Annotated in this window: 30 protein-coding genes; all 30 read right to left on the reverse strand. The window is 46.5% G+C overall.

What is annotated here, in order from left to right; genetic code table 11:
* Positions 1 to 29: 29 nt before the first annotated feature.
* The 30 genes from rpmD to rplJ all read right to left on the reverse strand — a co-directional run bounded on the left by rpmD (position 30) and on the right by rplJ (position 23,558).
* Positions 30 to 215, reverse strand: coding sequence for a 50S ribosomal protein L30 (gene rpmD / locus C8268_RS07880; protein WP_106767152.1), 186 nt, complete (start codon positions 213 to 215; stop codon positions 30 to 32).
* A gap of 12 nt (positions 216 to 227) precedes the next feature.
* Positions 228 to 725, reverse strand: coding sequence for a 30S ribosomal protein S5 (gene rpsE / locus C8268_RS07885; RefSeq protein WP_106767153.1), 498 nt, complete (start codon positions 723 to 725; stop codon positions 228 to 230).
* 27 nt (positions 726 to 752) lie between these two features.
* On the reverse strand, positions 753 to 1,121 hold the full coding sequence (rplR, locus tag C8268_RS07890) for a 50S ribosomal protein L18 (protein WP_106767154.1): 369 nt from the start codon (positions 1,119 to 1,121) through the stop codon (positions 753 to 755).
* Positions 1,122 to 1,233: 112 nt separating this feature from the next.
* Positions 1,234 to 1,776 (reverse strand): 50S ribosomal protein L6, encoded by a 543-nt coding sequence (gene rplF / locus C8268_RS07895; RefSeq protein WP_106767155.1) that lies wholly within the window; start codon positions 1,774 to 1,776, stop codon positions 1,234 to 1,236.
* A gap of 30 nt (positions 1,777 to 1,806) precedes the next feature.
* Complete coding sequence (rpsH, locus tag C8268_RS07900) at positions 1,807 to 2,205, reverse strand: 30S ribosomal protein S8 (protein ID WP_106767156.1); 399 nt, start codon at positions 2,203 to 2,205, stop codon at positions 1,807 to 1,809.
* A 33-nt stretch (positions 2,206 to 2,238) separates the two neighbouring features.
* Positions 2,239 to 2,424: a type Z 30S ribosomal protein S14 gene (locus tag C8268_RS07905; protein WP_062490520.1), complete on the reverse strand. Its 186-nt coding sequence runs from the start codon at positions 2,422 to 2,424 to the stop codon at positions 2,239 to 2,241.
* Positions 2,425 to 2,463: 39 nt separating this feature from the next.
* The gene (gene rplE / locus C8268_RS07910) at positions 2,464 to 3,006 is read right to left on the reverse strand and encodes a 50S ribosomal protein L5 (protein WP_106767157.1); all 543 of its coding nucleotides are present in this window, start codon (positions 3,004 to 3,006) and stop codon (positions 2,464 to 2,466) included.
* A 26-nt stretch (positions 3,007 to 3,032) separates the two neighbouring features.
* On the reverse strand, positions 3,033 to 3,389 hold the full coding sequence (gene rplX / locus C8268_RS07915; RefSeq protein ID WP_106767158.1) for a 50S ribosomal protein L24: 357 nt from the start codon (positions 3,387 to 3,389) through the stop codon (positions 3,033 to 3,035).
* Between the two features lie 47 nt (positions 3,390 to 3,436).
* On the reverse strand, positions 3,437 to 3,805 hold the full coding sequence (rplN, locus tag C8268_RS07920; protein WP_106767159.1) for a 50S ribosomal protein L14: 369 nt from the start codon (positions 3,803 to 3,805) through the stop codon (positions 3,437 to 3,439).
* Positions 3,806 to 3,839: 34 nt separating this feature from the next.
* Entirely contained in the window at positions 3,840 to 4,106 is a 267-nt protein-coding gene (gene rpsQ, locus C8268_RS07925; protein WP_106767160.1) for a 30S ribosomal protein S17, read from the reverse strand.
* A 42-nt stretch (positions 4,107 to 4,148) separates the two neighbouring features.
* Positions 4,149 to 4,346 (reverse strand): 50S ribosomal protein L29, encoded by a 198-nt coding sequence (gene rpmC / locus C8268_RS07930; RefSeq protein WP_007132561.1) that lies wholly within the window; start codon positions 4,344 to 4,346, stop codon positions 4,149 to 4,151.
* The gene (gene rplP / locus C8268_RS07935; RefSeq protein WP_106767161.1) at positions 4,336 to 4,770 is read right to left on the reverse strand and encodes a 50S ribosomal protein L16; all 435 of its coding nucleotides are present in this window, start codon (positions 4,768 to 4,770) and stop codon (positions 4,336 to 4,338) included. The genes rpmC and rplP overlap by 11 nt, the downstream gene beginning before the upstream one ends.
* Positions 4,771 to 4,772: 2 nt before the next feature.
* Positions 4,773 to 5,438 (reverse strand): 30S ribosomal protein S3, encoded by a 666-nt coding sequence (gene rpsC / locus C8268_RS07940; RefSeq protein ID WP_106767162.1) that lies wholly within the window; start codon positions 5,436 to 5,438, stop codon positions 4,773 to 4,775.
* Positions 5,439 to 5,451: 13 nt separating this feature from the next.
* Complete coding sequence (rplV, locus tag C8268_RS07945) at positions 5,452 to 5,784, reverse strand: 50S ribosomal protein L22 (RefSeq protein WP_106767163.1); 333 nt, start codon at positions 5,782 to 5,784, stop codon at positions 5,452 to 5,454.
* Positions 5,785 to 5,819: 35 nt separating this feature from the next.
* Entirely contained in the window at positions 5,820 to 6,095 is a 276-nt protein-coding gene (gene rpsS, locus C8268_RS07950) for a 30S ribosomal protein S19 (protein ID WP_106767164.1), read from the reverse strand.
* 70 nt (positions 6,096 to 6,165) lie between these two features.
* Positions 6,166 to 6,996 (reverse strand): 50S ribosomal protein L2, encoded by an 831-nt coding sequence (gene rplB, locus C8268_RS07955; RefSeq protein WP_106767165.1) that lies wholly within the window; start codon positions 6,994 to 6,996, stop codon positions 6,166 to 6,168.
* Between the two features lie 29 nt (positions 6,997 to 7,025).
* Positions 7,026 to 7,319, reverse strand: coding sequence for a 50S ribosomal protein L23 (gene rplW / locus C8268_RS07960; RefSeq protein ID WP_106767166.1), 294 nt, complete (start codon positions 7,317 to 7,319; stop codon positions 7,026 to 7,028).
* Entirely contained in the window at positions 7,319 to 7,942 is a 624-nt protein-coding gene (gene rplD, locus C8268_RS07965) for a 50S ribosomal protein L4 (RefSeq protein WP_106767167.1), read from the reverse strand. Before rplD ends, rplW begins: the two co-directional genes overlap by 1 nt.
* 26 nt (positions 7,943 to 7,968) lie before the next feature.
* A complete protein-coding gene (gene rplC / locus C8268_RS07970) occupies positions 7,969 to 8,592 on the reverse strand; it encodes a 50S ribosomal protein L3 (RefSeq protein ID WP_106767168.1) in 624 nt (207 codons plus the stop codon).
* 40 nt (positions 8,593 to 8,632) lie between these two features.
* On the reverse strand, positions 8,633 to 8,941 hold the full coding sequence (rpsJ, locus tag C8268_RS07975) for a 30S ribosomal protein S10 (protein ID WP_006676490.1): 309 nt from the start codon (positions 8,939 to 8,941) through the stop codon (positions 8,633 to 8,635).
* A gap of 407 nt (positions 8,942 to 9,348) precedes the next feature.
* Positions 9,349 to 10,539 (reverse strand): elongation factor Tu, encoded by a 1,191-nt coding sequence (gene tuf / locus C8268_RS07980; RefSeq protein ID WP_106767169.1) that lies wholly within the window; start codon positions 10,537 to 10,539, stop codon positions 9,349 to 9,351.
* A 100-nt stretch (positions 10,540 to 10,639) separates the two neighbouring features.
* Complete coding sequence (fusA, locus tag C8268_RS07985; protein WP_106767170.1) at positions 10,640 to 12,718, reverse strand: elongation factor G; 2,079 nt, start codon at positions 12,716 to 12,718, stop codon at positions 10,640 to 10,642.
* A 45-nt stretch (positions 12,719 to 12,763) separates the two neighbouring features.
* Positions 12,764 to 13,234 (reverse strand): 30S ribosomal protein S7, encoded by a 471-nt coding sequence (rpsG, locus tag C8268_RS07990; RefSeq protein ID WP_106767171.1) that lies wholly within the window; start codon positions 13,232 to 13,234, stop codon positions 12,764 to 12,766.
* 47 nt (positions 13,235 to 13,281) lie between these two features.
* The gene (gene rpsL / locus C8268_RS07995; RefSeq protein WP_106767172.1) at positions 13,282 to 13,701 is read right to left on the reverse strand and encodes a 30S ribosomal protein S12; all 420 of its coding nucleotides are present in this window, start codon (positions 13,699 to 13,701) and stop codon (positions 13,282 to 13,284) included.
* 135 nt (positions 13,702 to 13,836) lie between these two features.
* Positions 13,837 to 14,088 (reverse strand): ribosomal L7Ae/L30e/S12e/Gadd45 family protein, encoded by a 252-nt coding sequence (locus C8268_RS08000; RefSeq protein ID WP_106767173.1) that lies wholly within the window; start codon positions 14,086 to 14,088, stop codon positions 13,837 to 13,839.
* Between the two features lie 168 nt (positions 14,089 to 14,256).
* The gene (rpoC, locus tag C8268_RS08005) at positions 14,257 to 17,871 is read right to left on the reverse strand and encodes a DNA-directed RNA polymerase subunit beta' (protein ID WP_106767174.1); all 3,615 of its coding nucleotides are present in this window, start codon (positions 17,869 to 17,871) and stop codon (positions 14,257 to 14,259) included.
* Between the two features lie 88 nt (positions 17,872 to 17,959).
* Positions 17,960 to 21,505 (reverse strand): DNA-directed RNA polymerase subunit beta, encoded by a 3,546-nt coding sequence (gene rpoB, locus C8268_RS08010; RefSeq protein WP_106767175.1) that lies wholly within the window; start codon positions 21,503 to 21,505, stop codon positions 17,960 to 17,962.
* Between the two features lie 340 nt (positions 21,506 to 21,845).
* Positions 21,846 to 22,454 carry a class I SAM-dependent methyltransferase gene (locus tag C8268_RS08015; RefSeq protein WP_106767176.1) on the reverse strand — a complete coding sequence of 203 codons (609 nt, stop codon included), beginning with the start codon at positions 22,452 to 22,454 and terminating at the stop codon, positions 21,846 to 21,848.
* Between the two features lie 165 nt (positions 22,455 to 22,619).
* On the reverse strand, positions 22,620 to 22,985 hold the full coding sequence (gene rplL, locus C8268_RS08020) for a 50S ribosomal protein L7/L12 (protein WP_106767177.1): 366 nt from the start codon (positions 22,983 to 22,985) through the stop codon (positions 22,620 to 22,622).
* A 66-nt stretch (positions 22,986 to 23,051) separates the two neighbouring features.
* Positions 23,052 to 23,558 carry a 50S ribosomal protein L10 gene (rplJ, locus tag C8268_RS08025; protein ID WP_106767178.1) on the reverse strand — a complete coding sequence of 169 codons (507 nt, stop codon included), beginning with the start codon at positions 23,556 to 23,558 and terminating at the stop codon, positions 23,052 to 23,054.
* Between the last annotated feature and the right edge of the window lie 40 nt (positions 23,559 to 23,598).

Raw genomic sequence — 23,598 nt, forward strand, 5'->3', positions numbered from 1 at the left:
CTTAATATATCCGGGATCCTTCCCCGGGACTAACCTTCGATTTCTTGAACCGAAACCAAGTGACTTACTTTTTTAATCATTCCGCGAATAGCTGGACTGTCATTATGAACCACAGAATGGTTGATTTTACGCAATCCAAGAGTTTTCACGGTCACACGCTGATCTTCCGAACGGCCGATCACGCTGCGTACGAGGGTGATTTCAAGTTTAGCCATGAGATTCCCTCCTTAACCCAACAGCTCTTCGACGGATTTGCCGCGAAGCTTGGCAACTTCTTCAACACGCTTCAGACGGGACAGTCCTTCCAAAGTCGCATTGACCATATTCATGGAGTTCGAAGAACCTAATGATTTTGTCAAAATATCGCCTACGCCAGCAAGTTCGAGTACTGCACGAACCGGTCCGCCAGCGATAACCCCGGTACCTTCTGATGCTGGCTTCAAAAGCACACGGCCCGCACCGAAATGACCCGTTACTGGGTGAGGAATCGTTGTTCCTACTAATGGAATGTGGATCAGGTTTTTCTTGGCATCTTCAATAGCTTTGCGGATTGCATCCGGCACTTCGCCAGCTTTACCAATACCTGCACCAACCCAACCTTTTCCATCCCCGACAACTACCAATGCGCTAAAGCTAAAGCGGCGTCCGCCTTTTACAACTTTAGCAACGCGGTTAATATTCACTACTCTTTCAGTCAGTTCTAAAGTGTTAGGATCTACACGCAAAGTCGTTTACCTCCTTTTGAAAATATCTTAGAATTCAAGGCCAGCTTCGCGAGCTGCGTCAGCCAATGCTTGAATACGTCCATGATACAAATATCCACCACGGTCAAATACGACCGATTTATAACCTTTTTCAGCTGCACGTTTTGCAACGAGTTCGCCAACTTTACGAGCAGACTCAACGTTACCGCCGTTTTGGATCTCACCGCTCAATTCTTTATCCAATGTAGAAGCCGAAGCCAAGGTTACGCCGGCTACATCATCGATCAGTTGAGCATAAATGTGCTTCGAAGAACGGAACACATTCAGACGAGGACGCTCTGCAGTGCCCTGGATTTTTTTCCGCACACGCAAATGTCTTTTCAGACGAGCTTTATTCTTGTCTTGTTTTGTGATCATGCTTCCCTTTCACTCCCTTCAGTTTTGCCTAAACAGCTTCACTTTTAGACTCATCGGGTAAGTAAGGACAAACAGGCTAGCAAGCCAACGGGTAATCCCGAAGGTTACTACCTTATTTCTTCTTACCAGCCTTACCTTCCTTACGAATAATACGCTCACCTTCATATTTAATCCCTTTACCTTTGTAAGGCTCAGGCTCACGAACGGAACGGATCTTAGCTGCGTATGCACCTACGCGCTCTTTATCGATTCCTTTGACGGTGATTTTCGTGTTGGAAGCTACTTCGAATTCGATTCCTGGCTCCGGTGTAATTTCAACCGGATGGGAGTAACCCACGTTCAGAACCACTTTATCTCCGGATTTGCTGGCACGATATCCGACACCAACCAGCTCCAGGTTTTTCGCGAATCCTTCAGTTACGCCGCTAACCATGTTAGAAACAATGCTGCGGGTCGTACCGTGAAGAGAACGATGAGTTTTGTTGTCGGAAGGCCGAACAACATTGATTTCGTTATTTTCTACTGTAACCTGCATGTCTTTATGCAGTTCACGAGTCAGAGTACCTTTCGGTCCTTTAACTGTAATTACAGAGTTATCAAGTGTGACTTCCACACCGTTTGGGATAGCAATTGGTTTACGACCAATACGGGACATTCACTTACACCTCCTATCTTGTGACGTTGATTACCATACGTAGCAGAGAACTTCTCCGCCGGTTTTGGCTTGACGAGCTTCTTTGTCGGTCATAACTCCTTTAGATGTGGAGATGATCGCAATACCCAGTCCGCCGAGAACACGAGGCACTTCATTGCTTTTCGTGTACACGCGAAGACCTGGTTTACTAATTCTTTTCAGACCTGTAATAACACGTTCGTTGTTTGCGCCGTACTTCAGGAAAACGCGGATGATCCCTTGTTTGTTATCTTCCACAAATTCCGCATCACGGATGAAACCTTCACGCTTCAAGATGTCAGCGATTTGTTTCTTAATCGTTGAAGCAGGCATTTCTACTGTTTCGTGACGCACTGTATTAGCGTTACGAATACGAGTAAGCATATCTGCAATTGGATCGGACATAGTCATGTGGGGTAAACCTCCTTCCCGGTTATAAACTTCTTACCAGCTTGCTTTTTTCACGCCAGGAATCTGGCCTTTATAAGCTAATTCACGGAAACAAATTCTGCAAATTTTAAACTTCTGCAGTACCGAATGTGGACGACCACAACGCTCACAACGGGTATAAGCCCGTACTTTGAACTTAGGTTTGCGTTGTTGTTTAACTTTCATCGAAGTTTTTGCCACTTAGCCTGACACCTCCTAAATAGTTTCGGAGAAACCGTCTTATTTCGCAAAAGGCATGCCCAGTTGAGCAAGCAGTTCGCGGGACTCTTCGTCAGTTTTAGCCGTTGTAACGATTACGATATCCATACCACGAACTTTATCTACTTTGTCATACTCGATCTCTGGGAAGATGAGCTGCTCTTTCAATCCGAGTGTATAGTTACCACGTCCGTCGAAAGCTTTGGTGGACACACCACGGAAGTCGCGGACACGTGGAAGCGTAACATTGAACAACTTGTCAAGGAAGTAATACATACGCTCGCCGCGCAGAGTTACTTTAACGCCGATAGGCATGTTTTCACGCAGTTTGAATCCGGCGATGGATTTCTTTGCGCGTGTGATGACCGGTTTTTGACCAGCAATCAATTGCATATCATTTACTGCGGAATCAAGTACTTTGGAGTTAGCAACAGCGTCACCCACACCCATGTTGATAACTACTTTCTCAACTTTAGGTACTTGCATTACCGTTTTATAGTTGAACTTCTGCATCAAGGCAGGAGTTACTTCATTCAGAAAACGTTCTTTCATTCTTATTGCCATGATTCAAGGACCTCCTTTCTTACAACTTATTTATCGATTACTGCTCCAGATTTCTTAGCAACACGAACTTTTTTGCCGTTGTCCAACACTTTGTAACCGATACGGGTTACGCCTCCGTTCTTCGGATCAACATGCATTACGTTCGAGACATGAATCGGAGCTTCTTGCTCGATAATACCGCCCTGCGGGTTTTGCTGGTTTGGTTTCTGATGCTTTTTAATCATGTTCACACCTTCCACCAAAACGCGGTTCTCACGAGGGTATGCTGCGATCACGCGGCCTTTTTTCCCTTTATCTTTACCGCTGATGACGATAACTGTATCGTCCTTCTTCACGTGCAATTTATTGTTGTGAGATTCCAGAACTTTTTTCACTCTAGGCATTCGTTACACCTCCTGGGGCCTGCTTCATGCAAGCATTACTTATCCGATTAGATTACTTCCGGAGCCAAGGAAACGATTTTCATGAAGTCTCTTTCGCGAAGCTCGCGAGCAACTGGTCCGAAAATACGAGTTCCACGTGGGCTTTTATCGTCTCTGACAACAACCGCTGCGTTCTCGTCAAATGCGATATATGATCCATCTTTCCGACGAACGGAACGTTTAGTGCGAACAACAACCGCCTTAACGATATCGCCTTTTTTGACAACGCCGCCAGGTGTTGCTTGTTTGACAGAACATACGATCAAATCACCGATATGAGCCGCACGGCGACCTGTTCCACCCAATACGCGGATACACATCAGTTCCTTCGCACCGGAGTTATCGGCAACAGTCAAGCGTGTAAATGGTTGAATCATTTAAATATCCTCCTTTCGGAAAACTGATTACGTCTTAGATGGTGACCGCTTTCTCTACCACTTCAACAAGTCTCCAACGCTTATCTTTGGACAGAGGACGAGTTTCCATGATTTTAACGGTATCTCCGATTTTAGCCGTATTGTTCTCATCATGCGCTTTAAACTTTTTCGTGTATTTAATGCGCTTATGATACAAGCTATGCTTCTTATAAGTCTCAACAGCTACAACAATGGTTTTATCCATTTTATCGCTGACAACTTTACCAACTTGCACTTTACGAGCATTGCGTTCTTCGCTCATTGTTAGCCTCCTTCCTGAATGCAGACGAGATCGTCTTTTTCATTAACTAATCCCAAGTTCTCTTTCACGGATAACGGTTTTAGCACGAGCTATTTCTTTGCGCACGTCGCGAATCCGGGTTGGATTATCAAGCTGGCCAGTAGCCAATTGAAAACGGAGATTAAAGAGTTCTTCTTTAAATCCGGCGATTTTTTGCTCGATTTCTGCAGTGGTTAAGTTGCGCAGTTCATTAGCTTTCATTTGCTTCACCACCCACTTCTTCACGTTTCACAAACTTCGTTTTCACAGGCAGCTTGTGAGCGGCAAGACGCATCGCTTCGCGCGCGATTTCCTCAGGCACGCCTCCAAGTTCAAACATAATCTTGCCTGGTTTTACAACAGAAACCCATTTTTCAACATTACCTTTACCGCTACCCATCCGCACCTCGAGAGGCTTTTGAGTGATCGGCTTGTCTGGGAAAATCTTGATCCAAACTTTACCGCCACGACGGATGTAACGAGTCATCGCAATACGCGCTGCTTCGATTTGGCGGTTCGTGATCCAGCCTGGCTCTGTAGCTTGCAGGCCGAATTCGCCGAAGTTCAGTTCAGTACCGCCTTTTGCTTGGCCTCTCATATGGCCGCGCTGTTGCTTGCGGTATTTTACACGTTTTGGTACCAACATGATTAGTTGCCTCCTTCCTTAGCAGCTTGTTTCTTAGCCGTAGGAAGAACCTCTCCACGATAGATCCATACTTTCACGCCAATACGGCCGTAAGTCGTATGCGCTTCTGCTGTACCATAGTCGATGTCTGCACGAAGCGTATGAAGTGGAACAGTTCCTTCACTGTAGCCTTCTGTACGAGCGATCTCGGCTCCGCCAAGACGTCCGCTGACCGATGTTTTAATCCCTTTAGCACCAGCACGCATCGTTCTTTGAATCGCTTGTTTCAATGCACGACGGAATGAAACACGACGCTCCAATTGTTGTGCAATGCTCTCAGCAACAAGAATTGCATCCAGCTCAGGGTTTTTGATTTCAGAAATATTGATGTGTACTTTCTTACCACCTGCAATCTTAGTCACTTGACCACGCAGGATTTCAACTTCCGAACCACCTTTACCGATAACCATACCTGGTTTCGCAGTGTGGATCGTTACGTTCACACGATTCGCTGCTCTCTCGATTTCAATACGGGATACAGCGGAGTCTTTCAACTTGTTTTTCAGGTATTCACGGATTTTAACGTCTTCTAGCAAAAGATCACCAAAATCTTTATCTGCATACCATTTGGATTCCCAGTCACGGATAATACCGACACGGAGTCCTACTGGATTCACCTTTTGGCCCACACGTTTTCCCTCCTTATTTTTCAGCTACCACCAAAGTAATGTGGCTGGTACGTTTGTTAATCCGGCTTGCACGCCCCATCGCACGAGGACGGAAACGTTTCATTGTCGGACCTTGGTTGACGTAAGCTTGAGTTACGACCAACTTGCTAACATCCATAGAGTAGTTATGCTCAGCATTGGCAATAGCTGAGTTAAGCAATTTCTCCACAACAGGAGATGCGGCTTTCGGAGTGTGACGAAGAATCGCGATCGCCTCACCAACTTGCTTACCGCGAATCAAGTCAACAACGAGTTGAGCTTTACGAGGAGCAATCCGAATCATTCTTGCCTGTGCTTTTGCTTCCATTGTTTAACCTCCTCTCAAACAAAGAGCTTCTTAAATTATCTTCTTGTTTTCTTGTCGTCTTCGTGACCTTTATAGGTACGTGTTGGCGCGAATTCGCCCAACTTGTGACCCACCATATCTTCCGTTACATATACAGGCACGTGTTTACGTCCATCATAAACGCCGAACGTGTGACCAATAAATTGCGGGAAAATCGTGGAACGACGGGACCAAGTTTTGATCACAGCTTTTTTGTTGGAATCATTCATTTCTTCCACTTTTTTAAGCAGGTATCCGTCAACAAAAGGCCCTTTTTTCAAACTACGGCTCATACAGAAATCCTCCCTTCACAAATTTGTTTCGAAAGTTCGCTACCTTGCACGAAGCTACGCACAACGTGTATTACTTCGTGCGACGGCGAACGATATATTTATCAGAGGCTTTTCCTTTTTTACGAGTCTTAGCACCAAGGGTCGGTTTACCCCAAGGAGATACTGGAGATTTACGTCCGATTGGAGCACGACCTTCACCACCACCGTGAGGGTGATCGTTAGGGTTCATTACTACACCGCGTACTTCAGGACGTTTTCCGAGCCAACGGCTACGACCAGCTTTACCGATCTTGAGCAGCTCATGGTCTCCGTTACCTACAGCACCGATTGTAGCACGGCAAGTTTTCAGAATGTGACGAACTTCACCGGAAGACAGACGTACAGTAACATACTTACCTTCTTTACCAAGAAGCTGTGCTTCTGTACCAGCTGCACGAACCAATTGTCCGCCCTTACCTGGTTGCAATTCAATGTTGTGGATAACTGTACCTACAGGAATGTTCTCCAACGGAAGAGCATTACCGATTTTAATGTCGGAACCAGCACCAGAAATAACCTGATCTCCAACTTTCAGTCCTTTAGGTGCGATGATGTAACGTTTCTCACCATCCGCATAGTGAATCAAAGCGATGTTGGAAGTACGGTTCGGGTCATACTCAATCGTAGCAACGCGGCCCGGAATGCCGTCTTTTGTACGTTTAAAGTCAATGATCCGATATTTACGCTTATGTCCGCCGCCATGGTGACGAACTGTAATTTTACCTTGGTTGTTGCGGCCAGCTGTTTTGCTCAGCGGTGCCAAGAGCGATTTCTCCGGCTGGTTTGTCGTAATCTCTTCGAAAGTCGAAACGGACATGTTACGACGCGCCGGTGTTGTCGGTTTATACTTTTTAATAGGCACTGATTTTTCCCTCCTTACTCAAAAATTTCTTATTCAACCGCTTCAAAGAACTCAAGCGGCTTGCTGTCAGGTGTCAGAGTTACGATTGCTTTCTTCCATTCGGTTGTGTAACCGGAATAACGGCCGTAACGCTTTGGTTTCGCAGGAACGATCATCGTATTCACGTTCGATACTTTCACCTTAAAAATAGATTCAACCGCTTGTTTAATCTCGGTTTTGTTCGCACGAATATCTACTTCGAAAGCATATTTCAGATCAACCATGTAATCAGCTGTACGTTCTGTGATTACAGGGCGTTTGATTATATCGCGAGGATCCTTCATTACGCGAACACCTCCTCTACCTTCTGAACTGCTTCCTTCGTAATGATCAGTTGATCATATGTCAGTACATCAAGAACATTAATGCCGTCAGCCGCTACAAATTTCACTCCAGGAATATTGCGAGCGGAAAGGGCAACATTATCATCATAGCTAGGAGCAACGATCAGAGCTTTGCGATCAACCTTAAGATTACTCAAGATGTTTGCAAACTCTTTCGTTTTTGGCGCATTCAGCGTCAATTGATCCAGTACGATGATTGCATTGTCAACCACTTTAGAAGACAAAGCGGATTTGATCGCCAAACGACGAACTTTCTTAGGAAGCTTGATGGAGTAGCTACGTGGAGTTGGTCCAAATACTACGCCGCCGCCTTTCCATTGTGGTGCACGAATCGAACCTTGACGAGCACGACCTGTACCTTTTTGTTTCCAAGGCTTACGGCCGCCGCCACGTACTTCAGAACGTCCTTTCACTTTATGAGTACCACGACGCAAAGATGCGCGTTGCAGCAATACTGCGTCATGCATAACATGTGCATTTGGCTCGATGCCAAATACCGCATCGTTCAACTCAACTTCGCCAACTTGGCTGCCTTCAATATTAAAAAGTGCTACTTTAGGCATTGATTGTTCCTCCTTTCTTCAGTCGATTATTTCTTCACCGTTTCTTTAATTTGAACCAGACCTCTTCTAGGTCCAGGAATAGATCCTTTAACAAGTAACACGTTACGATCAACGTCTACTTTAATGATTTCAAGCTTTTGAATCGTCACCGTTTCACTACCCATGTGACCTGGCAGACGCTTTCCTTTAGGAACGCGGTTAGCTTGGATCGAACCCATGGAACCAGGTCCACGATGGTAACGGGAACCGTGAGACATTGGTCCGCGGCTTTGTCCCCAACGTTTGATAACACCTTGGAAACCTTTACCTTTGGAAATCCCTGTTACGTCAACAAATTCGCCTTCTGCAAAGATATCTACCTTTACTTCTTGTCCAACCTCGACACTCGCGAGGTCAACACCGCGAATTTCGCGAACGTAGCGCTTAGGTGCAGTATTTGCTTTTTTCGCATGTCCTGCTTCTGGTTTATTGGAAGTATTCTCTTTCTTATCGAGGAAACCGATTTGAATAGCTTCGTATCCGTCGTTCTCCTGGTCTTTCTTTTGCAAAACAACACAAGGTCCTGCTTCGATAACCGTTACAGGAATTACATTACCTTCAGCGGTAAACACTTGAGTCATTCCAAGTTTTCTCCCTAAGATACCTTTCATGTTGACACCTCTTTTCTCTCACTAATTCATTCTTCTTGTCTTACAATTTAATTTCGATATCTACACCGGACGGCAGGTCCAAGCGCATCAAGGCATCCACAGTTTGTGGAGTCGGGTTTACGATATCGATCAAGCGTTTATGTGTACGCATCTCGAATTGCTCCCGAGAGTCCTTATACTTGTGCACCGCACGGAGAATAGTAATCACTTGTTTTTCAGTTGGAAGCGGAATCGGACCGGATACACCTGCACCCGAACGTTTTGCTGTTTCAACAATTTTCTCTGCGGATTGATCAAGAATTCTGTGGTCGTATGCTTTCAAACGAATACGAATTTTTTGCTTTGCCATTTCATTCCCTCCTTCTATCGCCCAATTTGGTATCGGACATACTCCGTGAAAATTTTCTGACCACCCACCTCATGGCAAAGGGGCCGGGTGTGTCAGTAACCTCTCACATCATCGCAACGTCGCAGAACAACATTCATTATTATATAGAAAAGGCGGGCTCGATGCAAGCAAAACTTTATTTTATTTATTAAAAAATAAACCTGGTACTTTTTTCTTGCCGCCAAACCGATTAAATTGCATCTTCAATTTTCTCTTCATATATAAATGAGCGCTGTAATTCATACCTGATCTACTATTCTCAAAAATAGAGCCTGATCGCATAGGATCAGGCTCTATTGATCGTTACATCACACTGTTGCTCGTTACAGTACATTGTTGCTTATATATTCGTGGCCTTTAAGCCTTAATTACTTAATGATGGAAGCAACGGAACCTGCACCAACGGTACGGCCGCCTTCACGGATGGAGAACTTAGTACCTTCTTCAATCGCAATTGGAGCGATCAGTTGAACAGTAACGGTGATGTTATCACCAGGCATAACCATTTCAGTACCTTCTGGAAGGTTGATTACACCAGTTACGTCCGTAGTACGGAAGTAGAATTGTGGACGGTATCCAGTAAAGAATGGCTTATGACGTCCACCTTCTTCTTTGCTCAATACGTATACTTGAGCAGTAAATTCCGTGTGAGGCTTAACGGAACCTGGCTTGGACAATACTTGTCCACGCTCGATTTGAGTACGGTCAACACCGCGAAGAAGAGCACCGATGTTGTCACCAGCTTGAGCGGAGTCCAGCAATTTACGGAACATTTCAACGCCCGTAACAACGGATTTCTTGATATCTTCAGCGATACCAACGATTTCAATCTCGTCACCAACTTTAATCGTACCACGCTCTACACGGCCTGTAGCAACAGTACCACGACCAGTGATGGAGAATACGTCCTCAACTGGCATCAAGAAAGGTTTGTCAGTGTCACGCTCTGGAAGTGGGATGTACTCGTCGATTGTTTTGAACATTTCAACGATTTTTTGTGCCCATTCGCCAGTTGGGTTCATGAGAGCTTCACGAGCGGAACCACGAGTGATCGGAGTGTCATCGCCAGGGAAGTCATATTCGTTCAGAAGGTCACGAACTTCCATTTCAACCAATTCCAGAAGCTCTTCGTCTTCTACCATGTCGCATTTGTTCAAGAATACAACGATGTAAGGAACACCTACTTGACGGGACAGCAAGATGTGCTCGCGAGTTTGCGGCATAGGACCGTCAGCTGCGGATACAACCAGGATTGCGCCGTCCATTTGAGCTGCACCAGTGATCATGTTTTTAACATAGTCAGCGTGACCTGGGCAGTCAACGTGTGCATAGTGACGAGTGTCAGTTTCATATTCTACGTGGGAAGTAGAAATTGTGATACCGCGCTCGCGCTCTTCTGGAGCTTTGTCGATTTGGTCGAAGGACATAGCTGCACCACCGTAAGTAGTAGACAATACAGTAGTGATTGCAGCAGTCAATGTAGTTTTACCATGGTCAACGTGACCGATAGTACCAATGTTAACATGGGGTTTAGTACGTTCGTATTTAGCCTTTGCCATTTGAACAATTCCTCCTTAAGGGGATTTATATGTTAGGGCCGGACTAAAGGTTAACGGGATATTCATCCCGCCCTTTTTGCCCAGCATGAAAAACTTTTTCTTACTCTCCGCCATTCGTTTTCGATATGATTTCTTCGGAGATGTTCTTAGGAACTTCTTCATAGTGTGAGAGCTCCATAGAGAACACACCGCGTCCTTGCGTACCGGAGCGAAGTGTAGTAGAGTAACCGAACATTTCGGACAGAGGCACTTTCGCACGGATAACTTGAGTACCACCACGGGAATCCATACCTTCGATCCGTCCACGGCGGGAGTTCAACATACCCATTACGTCGCCCATGTATTCCTCAGGCACAGTAACTTCTACTTTCATGATTGGCTCAAGCAGGACAGGGTTACACTTGTCTTTAGCTGCTTTAAGAGCCATGGAACCGGCGATTTTAAACGCCATTTCACTGGAGTCAACATCATGGTAGGAACCGTCTACGATTGTTGCTTTAACGTCAACAAGCGGGAAGCCGGCAAGTACACCGTTCTTCATTTGTTCCTCAATACCTTGTTGTGCTGGTCCAATGTATTCTCTTGGTACGGCACCACCAACGATTTTGCTGTCGAATTGGTTGCCAGTACCTGGCTCCAGAGGTTCGAACTCAACCCATACGTGACCGTATTGACCACGACCACCGGACTGACGGACGAATTTACCTTCAACACGCGCAGGTGTACGGAAGGTTTCACGATAAGCTACCTGTGGTTTACCCACATTGGTTTCTACCTTGAACTCACGACGCATACGGTCGATGATAACGTCCAAGTGAAGCTCACCCATACCTGCCAAGATCGTTTGGCCGGTTTCTTCATCTGTATGAGCACGAAGAGTAGGGTCCTCTTCAGTCAATTTACCTAAAGCTACACCCATTTTATCTTGGTCAGCTTTGGTTTTAGGTTCAACTGCGATCTCGATAACCGGATCAGGGAAATTCATGGATTCGAGAATAACTGGATTCTTCTCATCACACAGTGTATCACCTGTTCCCGTATCTTTCAAACCTACAGCAGCTGCGATATCACCGGAATATACCACGGTGATTTCCTGACGGCTGTTTGCATGCATCTGAAGGATACGTCCGATACGTTCGCGTTTGTTTTTCGTTGCATTCAGTACGTAAGAGCCGGATTGCAAAACACCGGAGTACACACGGAAGAACGTCAACTTACCAACATAAGGGTCTGTCATGATTTTAAATGCCAGCGCAGCGAACGGCTCATCGTCAGACGAGTGACGCTCTACTTCACTACCATCTTCCAATTGACCTTTGATGCTAGGAACATCCGTTGGAGCTGGCAAGTAATCGATAACAGCATCCAGCATCAGCTGAACCCCTTTGTTACGATAAGAAGAACCGCAGATTACTGGGAAGATTTTAACTTCTACTACACCTTTACGAAGGGCTGCTTTGATCTCGTCAACCGTGATCTCTTCACCTTCGAGGTATTTCATCGTCAAATCTTCATCAAGTTCTGCAACCTTCTCAACCAGATCGTTTCGAAGCTCTTCAACTTGATCCTTGTATTCCTCAGGAATATCGGTTTCTTCGACATTTTGACCAAGGTCATCTTTATACATATAAGCTTTTTCCTTGATAATATCGATGATGCCGTTAAAATCTGCTTCCGCGCCAATAGGAAGCTGAATAGCTACCGCATTGGCTTGGAGACGATCTCTCATGTCGTTAACAACATTGAGGAAATCAGCACCGATAATATCCATTTTGTTTACGTATGCGATCCGTGGCACACCATAACGGTCTGCTTGTCTCCATACGGTTTCCGACTGAGGCTCTACGCCCTCTTTCGCACTGAATACACCTACTGCCCCATCCAATACACGAAGGGAACGTTCAACCTCTACAGTGAAGTCAACGTGCCCCGGGGTGTCGATAATATTAACGCGATGACCTTTCCATTGAGCGGTAGTCGCAGCGGAAGTAATCGTAATTCCGCGCTCCTGCTCTTGCTCCATCCAGTCCATCGTAGCGGAACCCTCGTGGGTTTCACCGATTTTATGAGTACGACCGGTATAGAACAAGATACGCTCTGTTGTCGTGGTCTTACCAGCGTCAATATGCGCCATAATCCCGATATTACGTGTATTTTTCAAGGAGAACTCTCTTGCCATTCGAATAGTCTCCCTTCAAAATTAAAGTTTAGTAACGGCTTTATCCTACCAACGGTAGTGAGCAAACGCTTTGTTCGCTTCAGCCATTTTGTGTGTGTCTTCACGTTTCTTAACGGAAGCACCTGTGTTGTTGGAGGCATCGATAATCTCAGCCGCCAAACGCTCTTCCATTGTTTTCTCGCCGCGGTTGCGGGCGTAATTAACGAGCCAACGTAATCCCAGGGAAGTACGTCTCTCTGGTTTTACTTCGATAGGCACTTGATAGTTTGCACCACCTACACGGCGTGCTTTAACTTCCAGAACCGGCATGATGTTCTTGATGGCTGCTTCAAATACTTCCATTGGGTCATTACCCGTACGTTCTTGGATAATATTGAATGCATTGTAGAGGATGCTTTGAGCGACACCTCTTTTACCATCCAACATGATGCGGTTGATCAGACGTGTAACAAGCTTGCTGTTATACACCGGATCTGGCAGTACGTCTCTTTTAGCAACTGGACCTTTGCGTGGCATGGATATCCCCCTTTCTTAAATCTTGTGTTAATTCAGCAAATCACTGTTTAGCTTTTTGCTTTAGGACGCTTCGCGCCATATTTGGAACGAGCTTGCATACGGTTGTTAACACCAGCGGTATCAAGCGCACCGCGAACGATGTGATAACGTACCCCTGCAAGGTCTTTTACTTTACCACCACGAATCAGAACAACACTGTGCTCTTGCAAGTTGTGTCCGATACCTGGAATGTAAGCAGTCACCTCGATGCGGTTCGTCAAACGAACACGCGCATATTTACGAAGTGCAGAGTTCGGTTTACGTGGAGTCATCGTACCTACACGAGTACATACACCGCGTTTTTGTGGAGCACTCAAGTTAGTATCCTCACGTTTCAAAGCGTTGTATCCTTTTTGCAGTGCCGGTGACTTTGACTTGTAAACTTTCGCTTGACGGCCTTTACGGACCAGTTGGTTAATCGTTGGCATGCTGCCACCCCCTTCCTGTATTTCTCATCCTAGTACAAACCTTTTTAAGTCCACAGACCCAGGCGGTTCATAAAAGAACAAATGAAAAGTTTTTGCCGAAAGAAGTTGCCTTCTCCAACAAAAACAGTTTCGTAATCATTGATTTAAGACTGCTGCCATTGCTGCGCCAACTTCGATGCCACATGCTTCACCAAGTTCTTTCATGGTAGGAACATGGGTAATATCTACACTGTGCTTTGTGCACAAAGCTTCGATCTTGGAAATCAAACGCGGGTCGCAATCTTCAGCCACATACACTTCTGTGGCTTGACCGTTTTCAACGGCCTTCATTGTTTGTTTGGTGCCAATCTTAACATGAGCATCCTGTAATCCTTTATCATTAGACATTTATATTCCTCCAAAAGAACAGGGATAAAGCTACTACTCACGCACCTTTGCTATATTAGCATCTGCATTAAATGATGTCAAGCAAATTATCAACGCAAAAAAGAAATTCAGGGAAAGGAATATCCCCCGCTTCCGCCGGGAAATTCCCTCCCCAAAAATCATTCTTTCTTATTCTACACTTGCGGTTTCGAGCTCCTGACTTTCGTCGTTCGCCTCATCCTGACCTTCAAACTTCACGTTGCGGTAACGACTCATGCCTGTACCCGCAGGGATCAGTTTACCGATGATAACATTCTCTTTCAGTCCGAGCAGCTGGTCGACCTTGCCCTTAATGGCTGCGTCAGTCAACACGCGCGTTGTCTCCTGGAAGGAAGCTGCAGACAAGAATGAATCGGTCTCCAGGGAAGCTTTCGTAATACCGAGCAGAACTGGTTTAGCCACTGCTGGCTCTTTACCGTCAAGAATAGCTTCTTTGTTCGCTGCTTCATACTCGTGAATGTCCACGAAAGAACCTGGCAGCAGATCGGTATCCCCCGCATCGACGATGCGAATCTTACGAAGCATCTGACGAATCATCACTTCGATATGCTTATCATTAATTTCTACACCTTGGTTCCGGTATACGCGTTGAACTTCCTGAAGGATATAGTTCTGCACACCGCGAATTCCCTTAATACGAAGCATTTCTTTAGGGTCGATCGAACCATCCGTCAGTTCATCCCCGGCTTCGACATGTTTGCCTTCGCTTACGCGCAGACGGGAACCATACGTAACGGAATATACTTTCGTTTCCGCCTCACCTTGGATTTCGATTTCACGGCGGTCCTTCGTTTCACGAATTTCCTTAACCACACCGTCAATCTCACTGATCGTAGCTTGACCTTTAGGGTTACGAGCTTCGAAGAGCTCCTGGATACGCGGCAAACCTTGGGTAATGTCATCACCCGCAACGCCCCCAGTATGGAACGTACGCATGGTGAGCTGTGTTCCCGGTTCACCGATCGATTGAGCAGCGATAATACCGACTGCTTCACCGATCTCAACGAATTTACCTGTCGCCAGGTTTCGTCCGTAACACTTTTTGCAGACGCCATGACGGGCACGGCAGCTGAGAATGGAACGGATCTGAAGCTGTTCAACACCGGCTTTGACGATTTCGTCTGCCTTGTCGGAGTCGATCAACTCGTTGCGGTTAACGATGATTTCTTTCGTTTCCGGATGACGGACCGTTTCAAACGCATAACGTCCTTCGATACGGTCGTACAGATCCTCGATAACTTCCTTACCGTCTTGAATACGGCCAACCATAAAGCCTTTATCCGTGCTGCACTCTTCTTCACGGACGATAACATCCTGCGCCACGTCCACCAGACGACGGGTCAAATAACCGGAGTCAGCTGTACGAAGAGCCGTATCGGCGAGACCTTTACGAGCACCGTGCGTAGACAGGAAGTATTCGAGTACTGTCAAACCTTCACGGAAGTTCGATTTAATCGGCATCTCAATAATCCGTCCGGACGGGTTGGCCATCAGACCACGCATACCGCCGAGCTGAGTAATCTGAGATTTGTTACCCCGTGCTTTGGAGTCAACCATAAGCATGATCGAGTTGAAACGATCCATCGATTTCATAAGCACATCGGTAAGATCGTCCTTGGCCTTGGACCAAATATCGATAACACGGTCATAGCGTTCCTCATTCGTAATCAAACCACGGCGATACTGGTTCGTTACAACCGTAACCTTCTCTTCAGATTCCTTGAGAATTTCAGCTTTCTCAGCCGGAACAATAACGTCCGATACGGCAACGGTCACACCTGCACGAGTGGAGTATGTGAAACCGATCTGCTTGATTTTATCCAAAATGATCGACGTTTCTGTTGTATGATAATTTTCGAAACAGCGGGCGATAATTTGACCTAAATATTCTTTCCCTACAGCACCGCTGACCGGCAAGTTCTGCATAACTTCGCGCAGATCGACGCCTTTTTCATACACAAAGTATTTCTCAGGCGTACCTTGGAAGAGGTTCTCCCGCGTTGCTTCATTGATGTAAGGGAAGCTGGCCGGGAAGATCTCATTAAAGATAATCCGACCTATTGTTGTAATAAGCATCGCATTTTGCTGTTCTTCCGTAAAGACAGTCTTACCCAGTGTTTTGACCGGAATCGCAACGCGTGCATGCAGATCTGCTATACCACGCTGATATGCAGACACAGCCTCGTTCACGCTGCCCAGGATCATACCTGTTCCTTTGGCTTCCTTGTTGTCCATCGTAAGATAGAAGGAACCAAGAACCATATCCTGTGAAGGTGTAACAACAGGCTTACCGTCTTTAGGGTTCAGGATGTTTCCTGATGCAAGCATCAGAAGACGCGCTTCCGCTTGTGCTTCTGCAGACAACGGAACGTGAACAGCCATTTGGTCACCGTCAAAGTCAGCGTTGTAAGCTGTACATACGAGCGGGTGAAGACGGATCGCGTGACCTTCAACGAGAATCGGTTCAAACGCTTGGATACCAAGTCTGTGAAGGGTAGGTGCACGGTTCAGAAGTACTGGATGTTCTTTAATTACTTCTTCGAGCACATCCCATACTTCTGGACTTACGCGTTCCACTTTACGTTTGGCACTCTTGATATTATGAGCCAGACCTTTATTGACCAGCTCTTTCATAACAAAAGGCTTAAACAGTTCCAGTGCCATCTTTTTAGGCAAACCGCACTGGTACATTTTCAAATAAGGGCCTACTACGATAACGGAACGACCGGAGTAGTCAACCCGTTTACCGAGCAAGTTCTGACGGAACCGCCCTTGTTTACCTTTCAGCATGTGGCTGAGGGACTTCAAAGGACGGTTACCCGGACCTGTCACCGGACGACCGCGACGGCCATTATCGATCAATGCGTCAACAGCTTCTTGAAGCATCCGTTTTTCGTTCTGAACGATAATATCAGGCGCGCCAAGATCAAGCAATCTTTTCAAACGGTTGTTCCGGTTAATAACTCGGCGATACAGATCGTTCAGATCTGAGGTCGCGAAGCGTCCACCGTCCAGCTGAACCATCGGGCGCAGCTCTGGAGGAATAACCGGCAGCACGTCCATGACCATCCACTCCGGTTTGTTGCCGGAGTTACGGAACGCCTCGATAACCTCAAGACGCTTGATAGCCCGGTTACGGCGCTGACCTTGTGCAGTGCGCAACTCTTCTTTCAGGAAGTCGAGCTCTTTCTCTATATCCAGATCTTGAAGAAGTCTCTTCACAGCCTCAGCGCCCATACCTGCTTGAAATCCGTATCCGTATTTCTCGCGGTAGCTGCGATATTCCTTCTCGGACAACAGCTGCTTCTTCTCAAGCGGCGTATCGCCCGGATCTGTGACAACATAAGATGCAAAATAGATAATCTCTTCTAGTGATCTCGGAGACATATCCAAAGCCAGACCCATACGGCTTGGAATGCCTTTGAAATACCAGATGTGGGATACAGGAGCAGCCAGCTCAATGTGCCCCATACGCTCACGACGGACTTTAGCGCGGGTAACTTCAACGCCGCAACGGTCGCAAACTACGCCTTTATAACGGACGCGTTTATACTTTCCGCAATGGCACTCCCAGTCTTTTTGCGGACCAAAAATACGTTCACAGAAAAGACCTTCCTTCTCCGGCTTCAATGTTCGGTAGTTAATTGTTTCAGGCTTCTTCACTTCACCGCGAGACCAGGAACGAATCTTCTCCGGGGAAGCCAGGCCGATTTTCATATACTCAAAATTGTTAACGTCCAACAAGGAGCAACCCTCCTCAACTTAGTCCTAATTATGTGCCTTACGAGCATAACACCGCCGCCAGCTTTGAACTGGCGGGGTGATCTGTTCGTTATTCCACTCCGACTTCAGTGCCTTCCAAGTTAAGGCTCAGTTTATCGCCTGCAGCATCGTCTTCATCATCGAGCTCTTTCATCTCGATTTCTTCTTCGTTCTCACTCAGGATTTTAACATCCATACCGAGAGACTGAAGCTCCTTGATCAATACCTTGAACGATTCCGGAACGCCTGGCTCCGGTACATTCTCACCCTTAACGATCGATTCGTAAGTTTTCACCCGGCCGACCACGTCATCGGACTTGACAGTAAGAATCTCTTGCAGTGTATAAGCAGCGCCGTATGCCTCAAGCGCCCACACTTCCATCTCACCGAAACGCTGTCCGCCGAATTGTGCTTTACCACCGAGCGGCTGCTGCGTAACGAGAGAGTATGGTCCCGTAGAACGAGCGTGGATCTTATCGTCAACCATGTGTGCCAGCTTGATCATATGCATGACACCAACCGTAACTTCACGTTCAAATCGCTCACCAGTACGACCGTCATATAGAACAGTCTTACCATCACGCTTCATGCCTGCCTCTTCCATCGTATCGAACACGTCGTATTCATTAGCTCCGTCAAATACAGGCGTCGCCACATGAATGCCGAGTCTCATAGCAGCCATACCAAGGTGAACTTCCAGTACCTGACCGATGTTCATCCGTGAAGGTACACCCAGCGGGTTAAGGACAACCTGTACAGGTGTGCCATCAGGCAGGAACGGCATATCTTCCTCAGGCAAAATACGGGCTACGACACCTTTGTTACCGTGACGTCCGGCCATTTTGTCACCTTCGGAAATTTTACGCTTCTGTGCGATATATACGCGAACCAGCTGGTTTACGCCTGGCGGCAATTCGTCGCCGTTCTCGCGAGTAAACACCTTCACATCCACGATGATACCGTCACTACCGTGAGGAACGCGCAGCGAGGTGTCACGCACTTCACGAGCTTTCTCACCAAAAATCGCATGAAGGAGACGCTCTTCAGCAGTCAGCTCCGTCACGCCTTTAGGCGTTACTTTACCAACCAGAATGTCGCCCGCACTAATCTCGGCGCCGATTCGGATAATTCCGCGCTCATCCAGGTTTTTCAGCGCTTCTTCTCCGACATTCGGAATGTCGCGAGTAATTTCTTCAGGACCAAGCTTCGTGTCCCGCGCTTCAGATTCATATTCTTCAATGTGAATCGAAGTGTACACATCCTCTTTCACAAGCTTCTCAGAAAGAAGAATCGCATCCTCGTAGTTATAACCCTCCCAAGTCATAAAGGCTACAACGACGTTGCGTCCCAGTGCCAATTCGCCCATCTCAGTCGAAGGACCATCCGCTAGGATATCTCCCTTCTTGATGACATCACCGCGTTTGACGATCGGACGCTGGTTGATGCATGTCCCTTGGTTCGAACGCATAAATTTGTGCAATTTATATTTAACAATATCGCCTTTGACCTCTTGGCCATCCACCATTTCCACACGGCGAAGCCAGATTTCATTAGCGGTTGAACGCTCAATAATTCCGTCATATTTGGATACAATACACACACCGGAATCTTTCGCCGATTTATGTTCCATACCTGTTCCAACAAGCGGAGCTTTCGGAACAAGAAGCGGAACAGCTTGACGCTGCATGTTAGATCCCATAAGGGCACGGTTCGAGTCATCGTTCTCCAGGAACGGAATCAATGCCGTCGCGACGGATACGACCTGCTTAGGCGATACATCCATGTAATCTACACGATCGTTAGGCATTGGCAAAATGTTATCGGACTGTTTGTTATAACGGACGATAACCATATCGTCTTTAAACTTATTGTCCTCTGTCAATTCTGCATTCGCCTGAGCGATAACGTAGTTATCTTCCTCATCGGCAGTCAAATAGTCGATCTGATCCGTTACCTGACCTGTCTTCGGATCAACCCAGCGATAAGGCGCCTCGATAAAGCCGTATTCATTAATACGAGCAAATGTCGACAAAGAGTTGATCAGACCGATGTTCGGCCCCTCCGGCGTCTCGATCGGACACATACGGCCGTAGTGACTGTGGTGAACGTCCCGAACTTCAAAGCCCGCGCGCTCCCTTGTCAAACCACCAGGTCCGAGTGCAGAGAGACGACGTTTATGCGTCAATTCAGCAAGCGGGTTCGTCTGGTCCATAAACTGAGACAGCTGTGAACTACCGAAGAACTCTTTAATAGATGCAATTACCGGACGAATGTTGATCAGAGCTTGCGGTGTGATTACACTCGCGTCCTGGATCGACATTCTTTCACGAACAACGCGCTCCATACGGGACAGACCGATGCGGAACTGGTTCTGCAAAAGCTCACCAACAGAACGCAAACGACGGTTGCCCAAATGGTCAATGTCGTCTGTATTGCCGATACCATGCAGCAAGTTCATGAAATAGCTGATGGACGAAATAATGTCCGATTGCGTAATATGTTTTACCGACTTATCGATATTTCCATTCGCGATGATCTTGACGACCTTCCCGTCTTCAATCGGAGAGAACACATCGATCATCTGAAGTGTAATATCTTCACCATCCTGAACACCGCCGGCAACATGATACGTTTTAAAGCCAACGTTTTTCTCAAGATAAGGCATGATCTCGTCCAAAAGACGGCGGTCCACGGTTTGACCTGCTTCTGCAATGATCTCACCGGTTTCCACATCAATCAGACTCTCAGCCAAACGTTGATTAAAGAGACGGTTCTTGATATGAAGCTTCTTGTTGATCTTATAGCGACCCACGTTCGCCAGATCATAACGCTTCGGATCAAAGAAACGCGCTACCAAAAGACTCTTGGCATTGTCCAGCGTTGGCGGCTCGCCCGGACGCAGACGCTCGTAAATCTCGATCAGCGCCTTTTCCGTCGAATCCGTATTGTCTTTATCCAGGGTATTCCGAATATATTCGTCATCCCCCAGCAGGTCTATAATCTCTGCGTCTGTACCAAAACCGAGCGCTCGAAGCAAAACGGTTACTGGGATTTTACGAGTACGGTCGATCCGCACATATACGATATCCTTGGCGTCCGTCTCCAGCTCCAGCCACGCGCCGCGATTCGGGATAACGGTCGCAGTGTATGTTTTCTTGCCGTTTTTATCAACCTTAGTGCTGAAATAGACGCTGGGAGAGCGAACCAACTGGCTGACAATGACCCGTTCGGCACCATTAATGATAAATGTTCCGGTTTCCGTCATGAGCGGGAAATCTCCCATGAACACTTCTTGCTCCTTCACTTCTCCAGTCTCTTTATTGATGAGCCGGACTTTAACACGGAGCGGCGCCGCATAAGTTACGTCGCGTTCTTTCGCGTCATCGACGGTATATTTCGGTTCTCCAAGGCTGTAGTCAATGAACTCCAGCACCAAATTGCCTGTGAAATCTTGAATCGGCGAGATGTCTTGGAACATTTCGCGCAACCCTTCCTCCAAAAACCATTCATAAGATTTCTGTTGGATTTCAATCAGGTTCGGAACTTCGAGTACCTCATTAATACGTGCATAACTTCGCCGAGTGCGTCGACCATATTGAACAAGATGTCCTGCCAACTTAAACTCACCCCTCATGTCTACTCACTTTTAAAAATTCATTGCGAACCTCTGTTTGTAACACTATAATGGAACATAACAGAGGAATCTCCCATAAATAGAGAAAAGCCCTTATCGAATATCTTTCGAAAAAAGAGCAGCTTATCCATGGTTATGATAATCCTCTCATATCCAGTAGATTTGCCCAAAATGTACATATTATACGTTAATACGACTGACTTTATGCAAAGATAAGCATATTAAGTCTTGACATTTCAGCAAACTAAAGACACGATGACCATCCTAATACTGACATTTTATAATAATACCACAACCGGAAATCCGAGTCAAGGACTCATTTTTAAGATGAATATTTTACCGCTTTGAAAATTCGGTATCCTTTATCCTTCGTTACTTCCTCCACTTGGGGGAACAGGCTTTCCAATTTGGCTTTTGCCGATGGAGAGCCTTGTTTTTTCTGAATAACGACCCACAGCTGTCCCTGATCCTTCAGATGTTTAAAGGCTTGTTCAAAAATGTTATGCACCGTCTCTTTTCCAGCCCGGATTGGCGGATTGGTTAGAACCACATCAAACTCTTTGCCTTCCACAGCTGAGAACAGATCACTCTCCAGGACGGTAACATTATGAATACCATTAAGCTTCGCATTCTCTCTGGCCAGCTCAACAGCACGGCTGTTGATATCGATCATCGTTACATGGCCGTCTTTTACCATTTTCGCCGCAGAAAGCCCGATCGGCCCATAACCGCATCCGACATCAAGTACATGAGAAGCACTCGGAATATCCAACGCCTCAATCAGTACCCTGCTCCCATAATCGACTCCGCTTTTGGAAAAGACGCCTGCATCGCTAATGAACCTGAATTTGCTGCCACGCAATTCCGTTTCCAGTTCCCTTCGGTCATGTCCGGTCACCGGCTTTTTTGAATAATAATGCTGATTCGGCATGACAACCTCCGTATCACAAAATCTGCTGCCGTGATGACGGCACCAACCTCAAACATTCTCCAACTCTAGCAGTATAGCCTTCTTCCACAAATATCAGTCCATGACAATAACAAACCCCTTGAACATATTCAAGGGGTTTGATTCATGCTGCAATGATAGAAGGAATTACTTCACTTCTACGGATGCGCCAGCTTCTTCCAGCTTAGCTTTAACAGCTTCAGCTTCGTCTTTGCTTACTTTTTCTTTCAATGGTTTTGGAGCGTTGTCAACGAGTTCTTTCGCTTCTTTCAAGCCGAGGCCTGTAATTTCGCGAACAACTTTGATAACGTTGATTTTGGACGCGCCTGCGCCAGTCAATACTACGTCGAATTCGGATTGCTCAGCTGCAGCATCTGCACCTGCAGCGCCACCTACTACTGCAACTGGAGCTGCAGCAGTTACGCCGAATTCTTCTTCGATTGCTTTAACGAGATCGTTCAGTTCCAGAACGGACATGCCTTTGATTGCTTCCAAGATTTGCTCTTTGCTCATTTGGGTTGAACCTCCATTTTATATTTTAGATTAAATAATATTTATACTGCTGGTTGAATAAGGAGCTTACGCACCTTGCTCTTCTTCCTTTTCAGCCACGGCTTTAACCGCAAGCGCGAAGTTGCGCATTGGAGCTTGAAGCACGCTGAGGAGCATGGACAAGAGACCTTCGCGGGACGGAAGTTCCGCCAACGCTTTGATTTCTTCCACTCCAACGACACGGCCTTCTACTACTGCACCTTTCAGTTTCAAGGCATCGTTCTTCTTCGCGAAGTCGTTCAGAATCTTCGCTGGAGCTACAGCATCCTCGACACTGAAAGCAACAGCTGTCGGACCTGTCAATGCTTCGTCCAGATCAGTCAGCTCTGCAGCTGCTGTCGCACGGCGAAGCAAGGAGTTCTTCAATACTTGAAATTCCACGCCAGCTTCACGAAGCTGTTTACGCAGTTCTGTAACTTGAGAAACGTTCAAACCGCGGTAGTCAGCTACAACTGTTGTCGCACTTTCACGGAATTTGGAAGTTAATACGTCAACCGCTTCTTGTTTAGCTTGAATCACTTTTGCGTTTGCCAATGTCTACACCTCCTGATTGTATAGTTAGCTGGGACCTCAA

It is taken from the genome of Paenibacillus faecalis (assembly GCF_900289175.1).
Classification (GTDB): domain Bacteria; phylum Bacillota; class Bacilli; order Paenibacillales; family Paenibacillaceae; genus Paenibacillus_AQ; species Paenibacillus_AQ faecalis.

Excerpts from the sequence above, each read along its gene's own strand:
- rpmD (WP_106767152.1), bottom strand. The coding sequence starts at position 215 with ATGGCTAAACTTGAAATCACCCTCGTACGCAGCGTGATCGGCCGTTCG.
- tuf (WP_106767169.1), bottom strand. The coding sequence starts at position 10,539 with ATGGCAAAGGCTAAATACGAACGTACTAAACCCCATGTTAACATTGGT.
- fusA (WP_106767170.1), bottom strand. The coding sequence starts at position 12,718 with ATGGCAAGAGAGTTCTCCTTGAAAAATACACGTAATATCGGGATTATG.
- C8268_RS08015 (WP_106767176.1), bottom strand. The coding sequence starts at position 22,454 with ATGCCGAATCAGCATTATTATTCAAAAAAGCCGGTGACCGGACATGAC.
- rplV (WP_106767163.1), bottom strand. The coding sequence starts at position 5,784 with ATGGAAGCAAAAGCACAGGCAAGAATGATTCGGATTGCTCCTCGTAAA.
- rpsG (WP_106767171.1), bottom strand. The coding sequence starts at position 13,234 with ATGCCACGCAAAGGTCCAGTTGCTAAAAGAGACGTACTGCCAGATCCG.
- C8268_RS08000 (WP_106767173.1), bottom strand. The coding sequence starts at position 14,088 with ATGTCTAATGATAAAGGATTACAGGATGCTCATGTTAAGATTGGCACC.
- rplN (WP_106767159.1), bottom strand. The coding sequence starts at position 3,805 with ATGATTCAACCATTTACACGCTTGACTGTTGCCGATAACTCCGGTGCG.
- rpmC (WP_007132561.1), bottom strand. The coding sequence starts at position 4,346 with ATGAAAGCTAATGAACTGCGCAACTTAACCACTGCAGAAATCGAGCAA.
- rplD (WP_106767167.1), bottom strand. The coding sequence starts at position 7,942 with ATGCCTAAAGTAGCACTTTTTAATATTGAAGGCAGCCAAGTTGGCGAA.
- rplF (WP_106767155.1), bottom strand. The coding sequence starts at position 1,776 with ATGTCCCGTATTGGTCGTAAACCAATTGCTATCCCAAACGGTGTGGAA.
- rpsJ (WP_006676490.1), bottom strand. The coding sequence starts at position 8,941 with ATGGCAAAGCAAAAAATTCGTATTCGTTTGAAAGCATACGACCACAGA.
- rpsL (WP_106767172.1), bottom strand. The coding sequence starts at position 13,701 with ATGCCAACGATTAACCAACTGGTCCGTAAAGGCCGTCAAGCGAAAGTT.
- rpsH (WP_106767156.1), bottom strand. The coding sequence starts at position 2,205 with ATGACTATGTCCGATCCAATTGCAGATATGCTTACTCGTATTCGTAAC.
- rplC (WP_106767168.1), bottom strand. The coding sequence starts at position 8,592 with ATGAAAGGTATCTTAGGGAGAAAACTTGGAATGACTCAAGTGTTTACC.
- rpsQ (WP_106767160.1), bottom strand. The coding sequence starts at position 4,106 with ATGAGCGAAGAACGCAATGCTCGTAAAGTGCAAGTTGGTAAAGTTGTC.
- rplP (WP_106767161.1), bottom strand. The coding sequence starts at position 4,770 with ATGTTGGTACCAAAACGTGTAAAATACCGCAAGCAACAGCGCGGCCAT.
- rplE (WP_106767157.1), bottom strand. The coding sequence starts at position 3,006 with ATGGCAATAAGAATGAAAGAACGTTTTCTGAATGAAGTAACTCCTGCC.
- rplR (WP_106767154.1), bottom strand. The coding sequence starts at position 1,121 with ATGATCACAAAACAAGACAAGAATAAAGCTCGTCTGAAAAGACATTTG.
- rplL (WP_106767177.1), bottom strand. The coding sequence starts at position 22,985 with ATGAGCAAAGAGCAAATCTTGGAAGCAATCAAAGGCATGTCCGTTCTG.
- rpsS (WP_106767164.1), bottom strand. The coding sequence starts at position 6,095 with ATGAGCCGTAGTTTGAAAAAAGGGCCTTTTGTTGACGGATACCTGCTT.
- rplX (WP_106767158.1), bottom strand. The coding sequence starts at position 3,389 with ATGCCTAGAGTGAAAAAAGTTCTGGAATCTCACAACAATAAATTGCAC.
- rplW (WP_106767166.1), bottom strand. The coding sequence starts at position 7,319 with ATGAAGGATCCTCGCGATATAATCAAACGCCCTGTAATCACAGAACGT.